19 protein-coding genes are annotated in these 16291 nt (G+C 38.6%); 5 read left to right on the forward strand and 14 right to left on the reverse strand.

The features are described 5' to 3' along the window. Positions 1 to 11: 11 nt before the first annotated feature. Genes ACIF8R_RS05770 through ACIF8R_RS05785 form a run of 4 tightly spaced genes read right to left on the reverse strand, consistent with a single transcriptional unit; the run spans position 12 to position 2485 of the window. Positions 12 to 776 (reverse strand): SDR family oxidoreductase, encoded by a 765-nt coding sequence (locus ACIF8R_RS05770; protein ID WP_396479651.1) that lies wholly within the window; start codon positions 774 to 776, stop codon positions 12 to 14. Continuing rightward, positions 769 to 1836 (reverse strand): Rieske 2Fe-2S domain-containing protein, encoded by a 1068-nt coding sequence (locus ACIF8R_RS05775; RefSeq protein WP_396479653.1) that lies wholly within the window; start codon positions 1834 to 1836, stop codon positions 769 to 771. Before ACIF8R_RS05775 ends, ACIF8R_RS05770 begins: the two co-directional genes overlap by 8 nt. 16 nt (positions 1837 to 1852) lie before the next feature. Further along, a complete protein-coding gene (locus ACIF8R_RS05780) occupies positions 1853 to 2152 on the reverse strand; it encodes a recombinase-like helix-turn-helix domain-containing protein (protein ID WP_396479655.1) in 300 nt (99 codons plus the stop codon). Between the two features lie 27 nt (positions 2153 to 2179). Further along, positions 2180 to 2485: a non-heme iron oxygenase ferredoxin subunit gene (locus tag ACIF8R_RS05785; protein WP_002117586.1), complete on the reverse strand. Its 306-nt coding sequence runs from the start codon at positions 2483 to 2485 to the stop codon at positions 2180 to 2182. 273 nt (positions 2486 to 2758) lie between these two features. On the opposite strand from ACIF8R_RS05785, the gene ACIF8R_RS05790 reads away from it, so the two are divergent. Beyond that, positions 2759 to 3571, forward strand: coding sequence for an IclR family transcriptional regulator (locus ACIF8R_RS05790; protein WP_199968365.1), 813 nt, complete (start codon positions 2759 to 2761; stop codon positions 3569 to 3571). 45 nt (positions 3572 to 3616) lie between these two features. On the opposite strand, the gene ACIF8R_RS05795 is transcribed toward ACIF8R_RS05790, so the two are convergent. The 4 genes from ACIF8R_RS05795 to pnuC are packed head-to-tail and all read right to left on the reverse strand — an operon-like array spanning position 3617 to position 5664. After that, the gene (locus ACIF8R_RS05795) at positions 3617 to 3916 is read right to left on the reverse strand and encodes a hypothetical protein (RefSeq protein WP_396479657.1); all 300 of its coding nucleotides are present in this window, start codon (positions 3914 to 3916) and stop codon (positions 3617 to 3619) included. A gap of 22 nt (positions 3917 to 3938) precedes the next feature. Then, positions 3939 to 4406 carry a hypothetical protein gene (locus ACIF8R_RS05800; protein ID WP_396479659.1) on the reverse strand — a complete coding sequence of 156 codons (468 nt, stop codon included), beginning with the start codon at positions 4404 to 4406 and terminating at the stop codon, positions 3939 to 3941. A gap of 21 nt (positions 4407 to 4427) precedes the next feature. Beyond that, positions 4428 to 5027, reverse strand: a complete 600-nt coding sequence (locus tag ACIF8R_RS05805) for a hypothetical protein (RefSeq protein WP_396479661.1) — start codon at positions 5025 to 5027, stop codon at positions 4428 to 4430. 46 nt (positions 5028 to 5073) lie between these two features. After that, positions 5074 to 5664: a nicotinamide riboside transporter PnuC gene (pnuC, locus tag ACIF8R_RS05810; protein WP_396479663.1), complete on the reverse strand. Its 591-nt coding sequence runs from the start codon at positions 5662 to 5664 to the stop codon at positions 5074 to 5076. 403 nt (positions 5665 to 6067) lie between these two features. On the opposite strand from pnuC, the gene ACIF8R_RS05815 reads away from it, so the two are divergent. Further along, positions 6068 to 7012 (forward strand): DMT family transporter, encoded by a 945-nt coding sequence (locus ACIF8R_RS05815; RefSeq protein WP_396479665.1) that lies wholly within the window; start codon positions 6068 to 6070, stop codon positions 7010 to 7012. A 159-nt stretch (positions 7013 to 7171) separates the two neighbouring features. Continuing rightward, a complete protein-coding gene (locus ACIF8R_RS05820) occupies positions 7172 to 7960 on the forward strand; it encodes a crotonase/enoyl-CoA hydratase family protein (RefSeq protein ID WP_367592952.1) in 789 nt (262 codons plus the stop codon). A gap of 104 nt (positions 7961 to 8064) precedes the next feature. Here ACIF8R_RS05820 and pgaD read toward each other — a convergent pair whose 3' ends face one another. From pgaD to ACIF8R_RS05845, 5 genes are all read right to left on the reverse strand, one after another. After that, complete coding sequence (pgaD, locus tag ACIF8R_RS05825) at positions 8065 to 8484, reverse strand: poly-beta-1,6-N-acetyl-D-glucosamine biosynthesis protein PgaD (protein ID WP_396479667.1); 420 nt, start codon at positions 8482 to 8484, stop codon at positions 8065 to 8067. A gap of 85 nt (positions 8485 to 8569) precedes the next feature. Beyond that, positions 8570 to 9826, reverse strand: a complete 1257-nt coding sequence (gene pgaC, locus ACIF8R_RS05830; protein ID WP_261491610.1) for a poly-beta-1,6-N-acetyl-D-glucosamine synthase — start codon at positions 9824 to 9826, stop codon at positions 8570 to 8572. 13 nt (positions 9827 to 9839) lie between these two features. Then, entirely contained in the window at positions 9840 to 11834 is a 1995-nt protein-coding gene (pgaB, locus tag ACIF8R_RS05835) for a poly-beta-1,6-N-acetyl-D-glucosamine N-deacetylase PgaB (protein ID WP_396479669.1), read from the reverse strand. A gap of 236 nt (positions 11835 to 12070) precedes the next feature. Beyond that, a complete protein-coding gene (locus tag ACIF8R_RS05840; RefSeq protein ID WP_002054441.1) occupies positions 12071 to 12412 on the reverse strand; it encodes an FKBP-type peptidyl-prolyl cis-trans isomerase in 342 nt (113 codons plus the stop codon). A gap of 87 nt (positions 12413 to 12499) precedes the next feature. Continuing rightward, positions 12500 to 13030: a YaeQ family protein gene (locus ACIF8R_RS05845; RefSeq protein WP_311072186.1), complete on the reverse strand. Its 531-nt coding sequence runs from the start codon at positions 13028 to 13030 to the stop codon at positions 12500 to 12502. A gap of 190 nt (positions 13031 to 13220) precedes the next feature. Between ACIF8R_RS05845 and dctA the strand changes: the two genes are divergently transcribed. Next, the gene (dctA, locus tag ACIF8R_RS05850) at positions 13221 to 14483 is read left to right on the forward strand and encodes a C4-dicarboxylate transporter DctA (protein WP_396479671.1); all 1263 of its coding nucleotides are present in this window, start codon (positions 13221 to 13223) and stop codon (positions 14481 to 14483) included. 42 nt (positions 14484 to 14525) lie between these two features. On the opposite strand, the gene ACIF8R_RS05855 is transcribed toward dctA, so the two are convergent. Beyond that, the gene (locus ACIF8R_RS05855) at positions 14526 to 15524 is read right to left on the reverse strand and encodes a CobW family GTP-binding protein (RefSeq protein ID WP_396479673.1); all 999 of its coding nucleotides are present in this window, start codon (positions 15522 to 15524) and stop codon (positions 14526 to 14528) included. A 502-nt stretch (positions 15525 to 16026) separates the two neighbouring features. Here ACIF8R_RS05855 and ACIF8R_RS05860 point away from each other — a divergent pair. Further along, positions 16027 to 16224 (forward strand): hypothetical protein, encoded by a 198-nt coding sequence (locus ACIF8R_RS05860; protein ID WP_002054416.1) that lies wholly within the window; start codon positions 16027 to 16029, stop codon positions 16222 to 16224. The last annotated feature ends 67 nt before the right edge of the window (positions 16225 to 16291 follow it).

A 16291-nucleotide genomic window follows, 5' to 3' on the forward strand; every position in this document is an offset into this window, starting at 1 on the left:
TTGACTACTCCTTAGTTAAAGACAAAACCGCCATTGACCGGAATATTTTGACCTGTCACAAAAGAGGACAAATCCGACAGTAGATACAATGCTGTTCCATTTAAATCTTGTGGAAGTTGCTGACGTTGAATCGCTCTTCCGTTGACATATAAATCGTGACGTTCTTGAGGCACATACTCGGTTGCTTCAACCAGAGTAAGGCCCGGTGACAAGGTGTTGACACAGATATTGAACTGTCCCAACTCTCTTGCCATTGAACGCGTCATGGCAACAATTGCACCTTTACTCGCCACATAAGCCATCAGGTTCGGTGCGCCCCAAAGTGCTGTATCGGAAGCAACATTAATAATTTTGCCAGCAGCCGATTGTTTTAAATGTGGAATACACGCTTTTGTAATTAACCATGTACCTTTCACATTAATATTCATGACCCGATCCCAAAGCTCAGGATCGTAATCAATCATATTTTTTCCACCGACATTGGTTGCTAGTGCCGCACAGTTCACAAGGCCATCTAGTCCTTTTAATACTTCCACGCTTTTTGCAACCGCATTTTCAATAGAGTCTGCATTGGCAAGGTCAACGGTGACAGCATGAACGTTTAGCCCTTGTTTCTGTAAAGCTTGTGCTTCTTGTTGCACCAAGTCAGATAAAATATCTGCCATCACAACTTCAGCACCTGCCTCGGCAATGGCTTGAGCGAAATCTCGGCCTAAACCACGTGCAGCACCAGTCACTAAAACTTTTTTGCCTTGCAACAACGCTACATTAGCCATGAGCTTCTTCCTGCATCTCGATACGGTTTGATGCATTTAGCGCAGCAATTTTCTTTAATTGCTTTTCAGCTTCTTTCTTCATTAAACGGCGTAAACGTGCAAGTCCAACATCGTGTTGATAGAGGAACTCTTTTTCACGCGCATTTGGCGCAAGGTTTTCTAAAATAATTCGGTCTTGTTCTAATACATCCCAATGCAACTGTTCTAAATGATTGCGATACAAGAAGCGCCATACATTTCGTTGCCAACCACTCACCTTACGGCAGCGCCAGAAAAATACACGAGTATTGTTGGCATCAATTGGCGTTGCGTAACCCACAATCCAGAACTCACCACCCGGACCAAACTGTTTACGGTATGGAATTGAAAGACGTAACCAGCTTGCACCTGTTGAACCATATTCAACCCAGTCAAAGTTCACGCCTGTTTGACCTTCTTTTTCAAAAACAAAGCCGTTATCGGTGGTACGGTGCTTCATCTCGGCGGTACGCTCACCATCTGCCATAGAGTGCGATGTCGCGTGCAAATATGTCCCGTGCATTGGGTCCATCACGTTATCAATCGCGTATTGATGGTTTACTTTCCAGTCTGCTTGGCAAAGAAATGAACTCCACTCTTCGCTTGCCAGTTGTTCTGGGAACTCAAGCGGTGCGGGTTGTTCATTTGCATCAATACCAAACCAGATGAAGATTGCGCCATGTTGCTCAATTACTGGGTAGTTCTTTAAACATTTAGTTCCAGTCATTGGACATTCATGAACAGCTGGTACATCGGCAACCACACCATCAGCACGAACTTCAACACCGTGATACCAGCAAGCAACTCGATCACCCAAGTTCCATCCAAGTGAAAGACGTGCACCGCGGTGTGGACAACGATCTTCAAGTGCATGAACCTGTCCTTCGGCATCACGCCAAACCACAATATTTTCGCCTAAACGAGTAATTCCAACTGGATTAGCAGCGACTTCCCAACTTGCTAAAACCGGATGCCATTGGTCACGTAAACCAAGTTCTAAATATTCTTCAGCACTTTGTGAAGTTGATACGATTGCGTTCATTTAATTCGTCCCTGAATCAATAACCTAAACGTTGCATTTCTTCTGTAAAGCTCTCAGAAGTCCATTCATCACCAGATTCACAGCGGAAACCTTGCTGATTAAGTGCAGAAACAACGTCATCTAACTCTGTTGCACCCGCAGAAAATGCCTGAATCAAGTTCTTTACAAAGTCTTGTTCGTAGAGAGTCGGTTCTTTATAACGTGTTTGCCAAACCAACAATTCAGATTGACCAGGAATTTGAATATTGTTGATACCTGCTTCGGTTGCTGGCGTTGCATGAATCCAGCTTGCCAACTTTTCATTAAATGTCTTCATTGTTCTGCTTCCTTGTACATGTGAGGACTAGAGTTGAATTTGAATATCCTGTCCTTCAACACGAACTGGGTACGTACATAGGTTTCTACACCCGGGTCCACTTTTTAGCTCACCTGTCTGAATGTCAAAAATTGCTTCGTGCAATGGACATTCAACAGTCTGATCTTCGATAAATCCTTCGGTTAATAAGGCATACGCATGAGGGCAAACATTTTCGATAGCAAAGTAATTTTCATCGACGAAAAATACGCCTATTTTTTTCCCTTCAATTTCGATGGCTTTCGGCTCATCTTCGCTAACGTCACCTTGCTGACAAACTGAGATCCAACTCATATCTTGCGTCCTCGTTTTGTTTTATATACAAAACTTAATTTCATTTTCAAAACACAAGCAAAGAATAATACTCTTGGTTAATTTTTGTCAAAGTAAAAATAACCATATAAATCATGTTATTAATTAATTTTAAATAATTTGTTACGTTTCAAAATAAAAACTTTGTTTTAAATATAAAAATTGTTTTATGCGATCTTTATAATTACAATAGTTCTAAAATAAAGCATAATGCCCTAATTCGAACCCTGTTTTATTTATAGGAAAACAACACGAATGAGCCTAGAGATTGAAGAAGATTCGCAAGAATCAGAAACAACAAAAAATGATGATCGGTATTTAGTACCAGGGCTTGTGCGTGGTTTAGCCATCTTGCAAGCTTTTAATCAACAAGCACAAGAAATGACGATTACAGAAATTGCCGAAATTTTGGAAGTGAACCGTTCTAGTGCATTTCGTCTAATCTACACACTCGAAGCTTGCGGTTACTTAAGAAAAGCTTCACAAAAAACCTATGCTCTCGATTCAAAAGTCATGGAGCTTGGTTTTAACAGTTTATCGAAGCTTTCATTACTCGATTTATCGACGCCTCTAATGAAAGAACTACGCGATCAGACCAAACTGGCAGTGCATCTGACTGTTTTAGAAGGTACACACATTGTTTTTGTAAATAACGTTCAATCTATGGGAACGTTTACCAGCAATATTAGTTTAGGTACTCGCTGGCCTGCCCATGCAACCGTCATTGGTCAAATGTTATTGTCAGATTTACCAGAGGCAGAAGTACGACAACGCTACCGTAATTTCAATGAGTGGGATAGTTACTCTGAACTAACCCCAACCAGTTTGAAAGCACTCTTACAAAAGTTGAGTTATGTAAAAACTCAAAAATCGATGGTGAGCTGGGGTCATTACAACCATGATATGGCTGCTTGTGCTGCCCCTATTTTCAAACAATCTAATGGAAAAATGGTGGCGGTTCTTTCGGTGAGCTGCCCAATTACCACTTATGATGAAAAGACCTTTAAAGAAGATATCGCCGCTATGGTGATCACAACCGCAGATAAAATTTCAAAATTTATTTATTAAAAAAAGCGACGTTAAGTCGCTTTTTTTGTACTTTTATTTCATTAATTAAAAATTACGCTTAAAAATTTCACCATTCATGTCCTGAAAACTCAGTGTCGAATGGCTTTCTTTAATATCAAACTTTAAGTACTGATGTTTAAATTGCACCACTGCATAAAACTCTTCAGCACCATCATCTAAACCTGTCGCAGAGACCTGAGTACCTTGTGGAAAATCCTTGAGCCATGCAGCCTTATAGAAATCTGACACTGAATTAAAATCTATATATTTTGAAGGCTCAGCCATAATTTTTTGGGCCATCGCATCAAACTGTTGCTGTTTATATAGGACTAAATTCAGGATCATGGCTATTCTTAAAGGTTAATCATTAACAGTCATCAATAGAGTACGTATAATAATGTAATTTTCCATTACGGAAATAAAAGTCTAGACTATCATTACCACCTTCCCAAGGTTGTAAAGAATAAACATGTTTTTTAGTCATATAGATCTGTTCACCAAAAAACTTTTTAAACTCATTCTCGGTAGTCAAATGATTAAATAATCGAGAACCATACTTTAGACCATTTTGCTGGCTTACATATACCTTATCTAAAGATCCCGTAGAGAGTATCACTCCATCTTCATATACCCATTGATCTGGAAAATAACCACCATTGCATTCATCAGCCTCACCTTTAATGACCTGCTTTGGCTTTTTCAGGTTATTTAAGGGAATATCAAAACTGTTTAATACCTTACCATGCCATAAAGGTTTAATATTTACTTGCGCATAAGAGGTAGTTGCTACTAAAAAGCCAATACAAAATAAAAATATATGAGTTAAATTTTTCATAAAAATCCAGAAATTAATGATTTAAAAGTTTTGTGCCTTAGTCTTATTAATGATCAAACCTTTTTGTTTGTCTTTCATAATGATTAAAGGAGATCCAACTTTTTTAGTTTTGGTATTATCCAAATATTTTTTCTTCTGTAAATAAATCAGTTTGTCTTTAATAAAGGTATCTATGGAAGTTTCATCATCCGTATAATAAGAAATATCTTGTGTATAAATATTTGACCAGTCTGCTACCCAAAAAATAATGAAATTTCCACCACGCTCCTGATAATTGTCTATTGCAAAAGTTTCAGAATCAATTTTATGTATAGTCTGGCCAGCTATTGCGGATATATCCCGACTTTGCGCTTTAAAATAATAGGTTTTATTTTTATCTAAATTAATAGCAAATACATTATAGCCTAGCGCATCAGCTATATCAGGCTTAAAGCAAGAATAGCTTTGTATTTTTACCTGCGCCGTCTGTATAGCTAATTTATTATTTTCAGCAGCTTCATCTTTCTGACATGAATCCGGTAATTTACTAAGCTGCTTTAAAGGAACAGCGTTAATCTGAGCATTTGCATAACCAGAACAAAGAAATAAACAAAATAAAAGTTTTTTTAAAGTATGAGTCATCAAATAATTTCCAAACAGGATTATTGTTTTAATATTTTCTCATACATTAAATCGTTTTTTTCAAATCTATATGATTAACTTGTTTTCTTTTCACCTTTTCCCATTGATACCAACCATAAGCTGCCATTAACACAAAGGCTGCATATAAGGCAGAAGTTAAAAATAGATCTTTATAAATAAACATGCCCACATAAATAATGTCGACAAATACCCAAAGTATCCATGTCGCAATGTGCTTTCGACTGGTCCAGTAAGTTGCAAGTAAACTAAATGCCGCAAGCTGTGAGTCAAGCATAGGCACCGCGGCATCGGTAAAGTTTTTAAGAACCAAACCAAAGAGCAAGCCACCTACCGCAGCAATGATCATTTGAAAAATTGCAACTTTAGGAGCTATTGGTTCTATATGAATGTCATGATCTTGCTGCTTTCCTTTGAGCCAATAGTAAAAACCATAAAAATTTACAGCCATAAAAAAGAACTGCAAAATCGTTTCACCATAAAGCTTAAATTCGTAAAACAAATATGCGTATAGAACAAAGGCAAAGAAATTAAACAGCCAGCACCACATATTGCGAATTACAGTTAATCCGACTCCAATTAGACTAATTAAGACCGCAAAGATTTCTAGAGGTGACATAAGAGCAGCTGCTTATTGAGATCAATTTGACGAGGTATTATGAGAAAAATATGGGCCTAAGCAAACAACTAATTTAACGTATTCAAAAAAATCTATATTCCACGCTTGAATCTAATTTGTACTTTTCTGTTTATATGTTATAAAAATATCATCTATATTTTTAATATACTTATCATGTTTTTATCTAAAGCCCATTATTGTCTAGCGCGTCAATTCTACGCCCCAGAGATTAAGTTCTGTGTGGTCATTTGGCGACGTCCTGGTTTTGGACAATTTGGCGCTTTGAATAAAAAAATCAAGAAGTTAATTACATAATATATTCTCTGATTTTTCTTAAGAAGCCGCCATAAAACGCGGCTTTTTTTATGTTCGTTCATCCTACAAAACATCACTGGAGCTCTATATGAAGCCTTTATTTGAACAACAGAGTACGTCCAGCCCGCAGATTCAGCCGGCTGTAGCATTACCATCATCTCCGACTCGACTCGCTACAGCCGGCCAATTTATTGCGGTCATTGTTATTTGGTCGCTTACACCACTCGCCGCCGTCTGGACAGTACAAGAACTTCACTGGGCATGGGGATTATTCCTTCGCTTTAGCATCGCTATTCCGATTGCCTTACTGTGTCTAAAATTTTTCCGTTTAAAACTGATCTTTAGTAAAAAAGCAATTTTAAGCTACTGTGCAGGAGCCATTGGTTTATTTGGTTCCATGGCTTTTTGCTATATGGGTGCAGATAAAGTTCCTTCGGCCATTATTTCAATTATTTACGGCACCTCTCCTTTAGTATCTGGGCTCATTAGCTCTTTTATATTAGGACGCGAGCGTTTTTCATCATGGCAGTGGCTTGGTCTCGGTATTGCGCTTGTCGGGATGAGTTTTACATTAGGGCTATCTTCATCAGGTTTTCAGCTCAACAGTATTGGTATTATGCTAGAGCTGATCGCTATGCTGTTTTATGTATTGTCGACTTTTGCCGTAAAATCTGTCGGAGCGCATATTCACCCGATTATACAAATGACGGGTTCTAGCCTTGTCTCGTGGGTGGGTTATGTATGCTTATTGCCTTTCTTCTGGTCACATCTTCCAACTGAAGTTCCAAGTCTGAAAATTTCACTCGCGATCTTCTATAGTGCTGTCTTTTCTTCTGTACTTGCCATGATTTTTTATTATCAGCTCATTAAGGTACTACAGCCGACGACGGTACTACTTATTACAATTATTACCCCTGTTTTAGCCACCTTTTGGGGAACATGGTTCAACTATGAACAACTTAGCTCACATCTAGTTTTAGGTTTAATCATGTTATGCCTAGGGCTATTGATGTATTCAAGGCGCTCTGCCTAAGCTTATACAACCTGACTCATCTATGAGTCAGGTTGCACTTTTAACTCATATTTACAGCATCATTTTATTTTCACTTACCAAGTCATCAACAAATTGTATTTGATCGTTTTTAAATGATTGTTTAAAAGATAATTAAAGACAAATAAAGAGCGTGAGAATATGTCAAATCAAGAAGGGAAAGTCAGCCGTGAAACTCGAGGACATATTTTTTTAATTGGTCTAGATCGGGCAGCAAAACGCAATGCCTTTGATAGCCACCTTATTAAAGACTTATCACTAGCACTGACCGAATATGAAAATAATGATGCTCTGCGCTGTGCAATTATTTTTGCACATGGTGACCATTTTACGGCGGGTTTAGATTTAGTTGAGTTACAACCTAAACTCGCTACAGGTGTTTTTGATTTTAGTGATGAAGAAATTAACCCATGGGGTACAGTTGGTCGAAAACTAAGTAAACCATTAATTGTAGCTGTACAAGGTTATTGCTATACCGCTGGCATAGAACTATTTCTTAATGCAGATATTGCAATTGCGAGTGAAAATACTCAGTTTGCTCAAATGGAAGTCCAACGTGGCATCTTACCCTTTGGCGGTGCAACTGCCCGCTTTACTCAGGCAGCAGGTTGGGCCAAAGCGATGCGCTATTTGCTTACAGGTGACTCTTTTGATGCAAAAACCGCCTTTGATATGAACCTGATTACAGAAGTTTGCTCAGAAGGTACGGAGCTTAAACGTGCAATAGAACTGGCTGAAAATATCGCGCAAGCTGCACCACTTGCTGTAAAAGCGACCCTCGCTTCTGCCCGTGAAGCCATTAATGAAGGTTATGAAACTGCTTTTAGCCAATTACAGAGCCATCTTCAACCATTACTCACCACAGAAGATGTTCAAGAAGGTGTGTTTTCCATGTTGCAAAAAAGACCGCCTGTTTTTAAAGGTAAATAAAACCTACTCAAACTTATACTTCGCGGTTTAAAACTTATTACTCTCTAAGCATATATGCAAAAAGAAAGCCCACATCATGTGGGCTTTCTTTTTATTTATTAGGTTTATTCAACTCTAACAATTTTACCAAATTCATCATGGTGAACGACCGTAATTTTTTGGCTACGGCCCTGTTCAATTTCTTGCTCTGGCAAATCAAAGTAGCGTGCATAATCATCTGTCTGTTTCATGTTAAGTGCACTCCCCCCAACACGGCGTTCAGGCAATACATGACTCCATAGCAACAAACCAATTGCACAAGCAATAAGTGCTGTAAAGCCATGCTCAATTCCCATACCAAAGGCACTAAATAAACGGTGTACCAAATGTGTTTTTTGTAGTTCAACCAATAGCCATACAAACACGAACGGACGCCACAACAACAACCAACCGCCCCACATCATGGCTGTGCTTGTTGTAGAAACATAGCGTTTGTGCCATGGTAATTGACGACGTAAATCAATAATCAACGAATTTGTCTTCATTTCTCTTTACCTAACGAAGTGCTGCGGTTTTCCCCAGACATCAATACAGCACGATCTTTAAAATCTCATGACTCTTGCATTTCATCTAACGAATGCCCCGATCCGGGCTCACCCAACGTGCTCGTTTCTCATCTCCACGTCGTAAGACTTTTGGAAATGCCACAATGGTTGCCGAAATGGTGATTAGCCAAAAGACCAATGGATACCAGATCATCCAGAAATAGTTTTTTCCTAGATGCGGTTCATAGCGACTATCCATCCATTTGCTTAAAGCAAACTGAATTAGACAGGTTGCCCCCAATAAAATACCGCTACCATACGGTAAAAATGGGGAACTCACAACGGCTAAAGCAGGGACCGGTAAAATAAAATGTACCAACCACAACACAGCCATTGCCAGCATTAAATATGACCAGACTAAAGTTAAGCAAAGCTCAAACATGAGAGGCCATAAAAAATTCAATTTTGGTTTGGTGAACACATCAATGTTTTTAATTAAAACCTGTGCTCCACCCATTGCCCAACGTAAACGCTGTTTCCACAAACCGTTTAAGGTTTCAGGCATTAAAATCCAGACCAAGGCATTCGGTTCAAAACGAATGTCCCAGCCTGCACGCTGCAATTTCCAAGTAATGTCGATGTCTTCGGTCAACATATTTGGAGACCAATAATCGACTTGGTGAACAGCACTTTTACGGAAAGCGGTAATTACACCAGACACCGTAAACAAACGACCAAATGTACGCTGTGCACGTTTGATCATTCCCACAATCGAAGAAAACTCACCGACTTGAATACGTCCTAACAAAGTTGAACGCGTACGAATACGTGGGTTTCCAGTTACGGCTGCAACTGTTGGGTTCTGAAGAAAATGACGAATCATCCATTTTGCTGCATGCGGGTCGAGCAAAGCATCGCCATCGATACCAATTAAAAACTCGGCATCAGTCATCAGGCTGCCTGCCTGTAGGCCCATTGCTTTACCTTGGTTTTGCGCAAGGTGAACAACACGAAGCTTTTCGTATTGTTCAGCTAAACGGTCCAGCACTTCACCCGTATTATCCGAACTGCCATCATTAATCGCAATCACTTCAAAATTAGGATAGTCCAGTTTTAAAGCATGGCTAATGGTTTCCTCTGCGTTATCGCCTTCGTTAAAGCAAGGAATAAGTACAGCAACTTTCGGATAACTTTCTAATGGAGCTGGTTGATCGTAAGGTGGAGCCTTACGTTCCTTCCAATAGAAAATGACCGCACCTATCATCCATAGATATGACATAAACAATGGATAATAAAAAACGAATTTTAGGGCGTGCGACCATATTGCAGCAAAGATTGTCATGTTTCAGCCTCGACTACGGCACAAGACGAGATGATTTTTCAGCAAATGCTTTATGCATCACGTTCACATCCGGATGATCTTTGATTGGGTCATCAGGGTAATATCCGACATGCATTACGCCTTGTTCATAGAGAGAATGAATTGTCGCAGCCATTTCAGTTGAAGGTACCTTTTCGTTATTACGCCAGTTCGTTGCCTGTAGCTCAAAAACTGTTTTCTTAATGCCATTTGGATATTGCTTAACACGATCAACCATATCTTTATAGAATTGATCTGAGTTTTTCACTTGCTCCATATAAGGCATCGCCATAATAGCAGTAAAATCATAACGGTTTAATGACTCTTCAAGTGACTGAGAGTACCAATTTTCCGCATATGGTTTTAAAGCCACTTGCGCATATAAATTACGTGCTGTTAACAGGAATGGCTCATATTGACGAACCTGATCCACAAGCTGCATCGCAAAATCATCTAAATATCTGGTTTTGTATGCAGTCCACTTTTGCAAATCTTCGTCATTTGCACGAATTTTTGCCAAGTCTGTTGGTAAGCCTTGTTTTGCATAAGCTTTTAAAGCATCTGGGCTTGCATCTTCATAATCAGACAGCGTCACATCGTCATGGAATAAAATTCCATTGAAAGACGATGACTTCGCTAAGTCTTGATATATTTCACGGATAGTTTGACGCGCTTCAGGTGAAAAAGGACTTAAACGAATGTATCCCATATTAAGGTGTCCACTCGTTTTATCCTGTTGGGTTACAACCAAATCTTTTGATACAGGATCAGTTTTTGGTAGTTCCCACGCCAATAATGGCATCCACGCATAAATACGGCTTACAGGAGTACGTGTTTGAATTTGCCATGCAACACGGTTAAATAAATCAGCACGCATAGGAATATGTCGATTTGGGAAGTATACCATATCGGCAGAACCATTCGCATCTGCATCAGAGAAAGCCTGCAAATAAACTGTATTTACACCCATCGCATTAATACGGTCGAGTAAATTACCTAAATTACGCTCTTGCTGTTGCGGGTCTGGATCATAGATATAGTCGAGATCCACATGCATGATTTTTTGCGGACGGTTATTATCCGTTAAATTTAACTCACGGTTTTTAATCTCTTGAGCTAAATCATTTGTGCTCATTCCGCCCTCTACCAAAATACGGCTCATATTTTGTAGAGACTGTTTAGCGTGATCCGCCCCATCATCAAGTGTGATGGTAATTGGCATACCAAGCTTTTTAGCAATTTGAACAGTTTGCATATTATAGCGACCATATGGCCACACCATAATACGCGGTGAACGTATACCATGTTCTTTAAGTAACTGATTATTCTTTTTTAAATCATTATAAATTCGGGCCTGATATTGGCTGTCGTTTTCATACGTTTTAGTTTTTACGTCATAAAAACGAGTCGTTGCCGCAGGTTCAGAGTTTCCTTGTGGGTTACCAGTAATACCACGGTGTAAATGATAGCTGTGGCTTGCAATTTCAACAAAACCGCTGTCTTGCATTTCTTTAAGTTCAGGCCAGCTTAAGATTTTATCACGTGAAATTTCTTCGCCAGAAAAATCAACTTTCTGACTTTCTTTAGGCTCTAACCATGAACCAACAACAGCAAGTACTACCGGGATTTTTTTAGCCTTAATGACTGGATAGGCATTTTGATAAAAAGACTGATAACCATCATCTACAGTTAATAAAACTGGCTTGGTCGGCAGTGCAGTTTTGCCCTGATGAGCACGAATCAACTGGTCTACAGTAATAAAATGGAAACCGTTTTTTTGCAGCCAATCAATATGCTCACTAAATTGTTTCGTGGTCACTGCATATTGAGGAATTAAGGCATTTTTAGTATCGGTAATTTCATGATAGCCAATAACAGTAAGTTCTGAAGCATCTATTTTAGGAGGCTTAGCTAATGCCATACCTGACAAGCCTGCTAAAGCCAAGCCAAGCGTTAGATTCAACAAAGGAGATGCAAAACGGGTAATCATGAAATAGCGTCTCAATAGCAATATAGATTATTTATGTGAAATTTAAACTTAAGAACTAAACCTTATGTCAATTTAGCCCTTAGGTTCAGACTGTCCCAAAAGAACAGTTTTTCAGTTCACCTTTATAATCAAATAAACTGAAAATAATCTTAAATATTCAAAAAGCTAAAATATAAATAGTGAATGTATTTATATTTAAAGCTTATATATAAAATCAAACCCCAAAGAATTTGATATCACTCATCACGAGTTTTTACGTCAAATAATTCGATTTCAAAAATCAAATTTGAATTTGCCGGAATAATCTTACCCATTTTGCGTTCGCCATAAGCTAAATGCGCAGGAACAATAAGTTTACGTTTTCCGCCCACTTTCATTCCCATGATGCCTTGGTCCCAACCTTTAATCACACGGCCTGTACCAATGACACATTCAAAATAATTTCCGCGGTCAATTGAAGAGTCGAATTTAGTACCGTCTTCTAACCACCCTGTATAGTGCGTGGTAATTAAAGCACCTTTAACCGCTTCTTTACCTTCGCCTACTTTTAAATCGATAATTTCTAATTCAGTGATCATAACATTTCCGTTTCATTTAAATTCACAGCTCAGACTCAATCTTTAGTCTAGCAAGTGAAGTTGTAAAATTTGTTTCGCTTTCCAGTTTTACTGTAATTGTGTCCACACCACGTTTGCTTGGCCCTTTTCACCAAGCAAAGTCCATTCTGTGTCCATAACATTTAACTGTAACTGCATAGTGCGTTCACAAAGCTGTTCTAACTCTGCTGTACTTTCAGGCGCAATTTGCCATACCTGAACATTACTTAAAGTTTTAATTTTACTGTTTCTCTTCCACCAGTCTTCAACTTGTGAACCATAAGCAACAATTGCCACATTTTTACAACGGGCACTGGCTTTTTTCACTTTATCTTCAGAAGGTAAACCGACTTCAATCCAGGTTTCTAACTGCCCTGTTAAGTCTTTTTGCCAAAGTGCAGGCTCATCAGTTTCAAAAAGGTCTTTGGTAAATTCAAGGCTATCACTGGCAAAACGTGCAAATGCCATAACACGAACCATTAATCGTTCTAAAGTTTCTGAAGGATGTAAGGCAAGCGTCAATTGATAATCGCCATAAATATGGTCATCCATATTGGCAATGTTCAGATCCGCTTTATAAATTGTTGCTTTAAGCGCCATAGTTGATATGTCCAAAAATTTGGCGCTAAGAATACTCGATTTTAGTTAAAAAATTATAGAAAAAACGCAGTAACCCAAAACTTCTTTCACTCTAAATTTGCATCTTATTCCAAAACATCTAAGCACTTTCAAAGTTGGCGGGCTTTTTGCTTGAGAGGGTTGTATTCCTCTCTTTTTGATTTGATGACTTATGTGGCAAAAACTTAAACGTAGTTTATTCCTACAAGTTCTCTGCGCTCTCTTCCTCGGTATTGCAGTAGGTCTTGGTTTTCATGATTTCTCCCTAGCTTTAAAACCTCTTGGTGATGGTTTTATTTCGCTCATTAAAATGTTGATTGCTCCTATTGTGTTTTGTGTGGTGGTACTGGGAATCTATGGTGCAAACGACATTAAAAAAATGGGCAAAGTCGGTGCAAAAACGATTCTTTATTTTGAAGTAGTCACCAGTATTGCTTTAATTTTGGGAATTATTGTTGCTTATGTCTTTAAACCGGGCGTCGGCATGAATATTGATATTCATCATTTAGATGCTAAAGATTTAAGTACCTATACTGACCGTGCTCATGACATGCATACAGGTTCGGACTTTTTACTTAATATTATTCCAAAAACATTTACGGCTGCTTTTGCTAACGGTGATATTTTACAGATTTTACTCATCGCGATTTTATTTGGTGTCTCGCTACTCTTAATTCCTAAACATTTAGCAGAGCTGGTACGTCAGGCACTTGAGGCTTTCTCTGAAGTCTTTTTTAAAATTATGGGACTGATTATCCGTTTAGCTCCAATTGGTGTATTCGGTTCAGTCGCATATACCACTGCAAAATTCGGATCAGACTCACTTCTACAACTTGGTTACTTAGTGCTGCTGTTCTATATCACCTGTATTTTATTTGTTGTGATTGTTCTAGGTTCAATTCTAAAACTTACCGGCCTCAACATCTTCAAATTTGTAGGCTACTTTAAAGATGAGTTGGCAATTGTTTTAGGTACCGCATCTTCCGACTCAGTTCTTCCTCAAGTCATGAAAAAGCTTAAAAACTTGGGAATTAAAGATTCAACGGTCGGTCTGGTCATCCCAACCGGTTATTCTTTTAACTTAGACGGCTTTTCAATTTACTTAACTTTGGGGGTGATCTTTATTGCACAGGCCTGCAATATCGATCTCTCTATGCATGACTTGTTGGCTATTTTGCTGGTTTCACTGATTACCTCTAAAGGCGCGCATGGTATTCCAGGGTCAGCTTTAGTCATTCTTGCGGCTACACTTTCAGTTATTCCAAGCTTACCAGCAATTGGCTTAGTGCTTTTATTGTCTGTAGATTGGTTTATCGGGATTATCCGTGCCTGCACCAATTTAATTGGTAACTGTGTTGCGACCGTAGTCGTTGCACATTGGGAAAAAGACATTGACCATGCTCAAGCTAAAGCTGTACTCGACATCAAAAAATAGATGAATATTTTTGAGAACATTGAGCTATCTTTTCAATGTTCTCTATTCATCAATTCTGCAAGCTAATAATTCAGTTTCAAATGCCAGCCAGTCATGTTCATGTTGGCTAATGATTTCAATACGGTTATCAATGCCCTCTTCACCAGACTTATAGTTAAATTGGTCAGGGTTAAAATTAAAGGTCTTCCATCCCTGATCTGTATTAAAAATTCCCTTAATACGTAACCAGTCTTGCTGTGCACACAACACATCAAGCAGAGCATAAAACTCAAATTTCCAACGTTTAGGTAATTTCCAACCCGCCACAATATAACCTTGTGCAGACTCAACATAGTGATAAGGCAATTGATGAATTTCTTTTACAACTTCGGCTTCGGTCATTTGTTTTTGAAGCTTAAGTAAAGGTTGTATAGAGCGTTCGGTTAAACGAGCAGCGACATCAATTTGTGCTAGTTCAAGTTGACCATGCTCGGTCTTTAGCCATTGCTGCCCATACGGCTGATATTCTTCTTTAAGCTTATCTAGCGCCTGATCATCTTCAAAAGTCATGGTATCGGCATGAGAAACCACCACAATTTGCGCGGCTTTTAATTGATCTTCATACAAGTTTTGTTTAACCCAATTGATGTCATGCAAACGACTACCATCAACAACCGTGACCAGTGCACGCATAGCTAAGCTGTTTTGCCAATGCGGTTCAGTTAACTGATCAAATAATTGCGAAGGGTGTCCAAGCCCCGTAGGTTCAATAAAGAGTCGGTCTGGCTTTTGTTCACTTAACAAGCGGGCCAAAGCAATATGCATTGGGAGTTGGCTACTACAACATAAACAGCCACCTAATAATTCTTTTACAGCATAACCTTCATCTTGAGGTAACAGTTGTTGGTCGACTCCAATTTGCCCAAACTCATTCATTAAGACTGCCCACACTTCATCTTTGGGTTTCTGACTTAATAAATGCTGCAATAATGTCGTTTTTCCTGCACCTAAAAAACCTGAGATAATATGGGTAGGCACAGTTTTTGGGGCAATAAGTTTCACAAGCGGCTCAAATCAACAAGGTTTTAAAAACTAAGAAAGGTATATCACTGTTTAAGTGGCATGGAAAACATTTTTCATTTTGAAGCTATAGTTTTCAATTATCCGGCTAAAACAGCATTTTTATGACATACCTCTCATCAATAATCTAAATTAACTTTAGATAATAAATAATTAAACGGAATATTCTATTTATGAGTATTCACAATTCATGCCAGAGTGTTTTGTTTGCGTAACCAACTTGGCTTTTTTTTACTCAACAAGAAATATTCTTTCACATTTTTAGCGCTCAACAAGCGCTCCAATTTTACAGTAGACGCACATAAACGGCCCGTATATTTCATATTGTTAAGATAGGCGTAATAGATTGTTAAGTTAATTGATGTAATCCAAAGCTCGGCTTAGCATGTGTCCTAGCTTAGTCATTCAGTCCTACATGTTTTATCAGGTAGGCATGAACGATTAGGTTTGATTTATTTTTTAATGAATTTAAGGATGCCATAAAATGAAATTAGCTAAAACTTTACTCGCTACTACTCTAGCTTTAACTGCTGCTTCAACTTTTGCTGCTTCTAAACATGATAAAGTTCATGCTCCAGCAGAAGATAAAGTTGTAGTTTCAACTCAAGAGCAAGCAAACACTGCAAATGCTGCATCTGAAGCGGTAGGTTCTGCTTCTGAAGCTGCTCCTGCTGCTCAATAATTACCTCTGTACTCTCCTCCAAGCTCAGAGATAATTTTGCTGAAACGAAACAGGACGTTGAATTTCA

Origin of the sequence: Acinetobacter sp. ABJ_C4_1 (assembly GCF_044538495.1) — a bacterium.
Classification (GTDB): domain Bacteria; phylum Pseudomonadota; class Gammaproteobacteria; order Pseudomonadales; family Moraxellaceae; genus Acinetobacter; species Acinetobacter nosocomialis_A.

What these genes read in the sequence shown, in the direction of transcription:
- ACIF8R_RS05770 (WP_396479651.1), bottom strand. Translation starts at nt 776, where the DNA reads ATGGCTAATGTAGCGTTGTTGCAAGGCAAAAAAGTTTTAGTGACTGGT.
- ACIF8R_RS05775 (WP_396479653.1), bottom strand. Translation starts at nt 1,836, where the DNA reads ATGAACGCAATCGTATCAACTTCACAAAGTGCTGAAGAATATTTAGAA.
- ACIF8R_RS05780 (WP_396479655.1), bottom strand. Translation starts at nt 2,152, where the DNA reads ATGAAGACATTTAATGAAAAGTTGGCAAGCTGGATTCATGCAACGCCA.
- ACIF8R_RS05785 (WP_002117586.1), bottom strand. Translation starts at nt 2,485, where the DNA reads ATGAGTTGGATCTCAGTTTGTCAGCAAGGTGACGTTAGCGAAGATGAG.
- ACIF8R_RS05790 (WP_199968365.1), top strand. Translation starts at nt 2,759, where the DNA reads ATGAGCCTAGAGATTGAAGAAGATTCGCAAGAATCAGAAACAACAAAA.
- ACIF8R_RS05795 (WP_396479657.1), bottom strand. Translation starts at nt 3,916, where the DNA reads ATGATCCTGAATTTAGTCCTATATAAACAGCAACAGTTTGATGCGATG.
- ACIF8R_RS05800 (WP_396479659.1), bottom strand. Translation starts at nt 4,406, where the DNA reads ATGAAAAATTTAACTCATATATTTTTATTTTGTATTGGCTTTTTAGTA.
- ACIF8R_RS05805 (WP_396479661.1), bottom strand. Translation starts at nt 5,027, where the DNA reads ATGACTCATACTTTAAAAAAACTTTTATTTTGTTTATTTCTTTGTTCT.
- pnuC (WP_396479663.1), bottom strand. Translation starts at nt 5,664, where the DNA reads ATGTCACCTCTAGAAATCTTTGCGGTCTTAATTAGTCTAATTGGAGTC.
- ACIF8R_RS05815 (WP_396479665.1), top strand. Translation starts at nt 6,068, where the DNA reads ATGAAGCCTTTATTTGAACAACAGAGTACGTCCAGCCCGCAGATTCAG.
- ACIF8R_RS05820 (WP_367592952.1), top strand. Translation starts at nt 7,172, where the DNA reads ATGTCAAATCAAGAAGGGAAAGTCAGCCGTGAAACTCGAGGACATATT.
- pgaD (WP_396479667.1), bottom strand. Translation starts at nt 8,484, where the DNA reads ATGAAGACAAATTCGTTGATTATTGATTTACGTCGTCAATTACCATGG.
- pgaC (WP_261491610.1), bottom strand. Translation starts at nt 9,826, where the DNA reads ATGACAATCTTTGCTGCAATATGGTCGCACGCCCTAAAATTCGTTTTT.
- pgaB (WP_396479669.1), bottom strand. Translation starts at nt 11,834, where the DNA reads ATGATTACCCGTTTTGCATCTCCTTTGTTGAATCTAACGCTTGGCTTG.
- ACIF8R_RS05840 (WP_002054441.1), bottom strand. Translation starts at nt 12,412, where the DNA reads ATGATCACTGAATTAGAAATTATCGATTTAAAAGTAGGCGAAGGTAAA.
- ACIF8R_RS05845 (WP_311072186.1), bottom strand. Translation starts at nt 13,030, where the DNA reads ATGGCGCTTAAAGCAACAATTTATAAAGCGGATCTGAACATTGCCAAT.
- dctA (WP_396479671.1), top strand. Translation starts at nt 13,221, where the DNA reads ATGTGGCAAAAACTTAAACGTAGTTTATTCCTACAAGTTCTCTGCGCT.
- ACIF8R_RS05860 (WP_002054416.1), top strand. Translation starts at nt 16,027, where the DNA reads ATGAAATTAGCTAAAACTTTACTCGCTACTACTCTAGCTTTAACTGCT.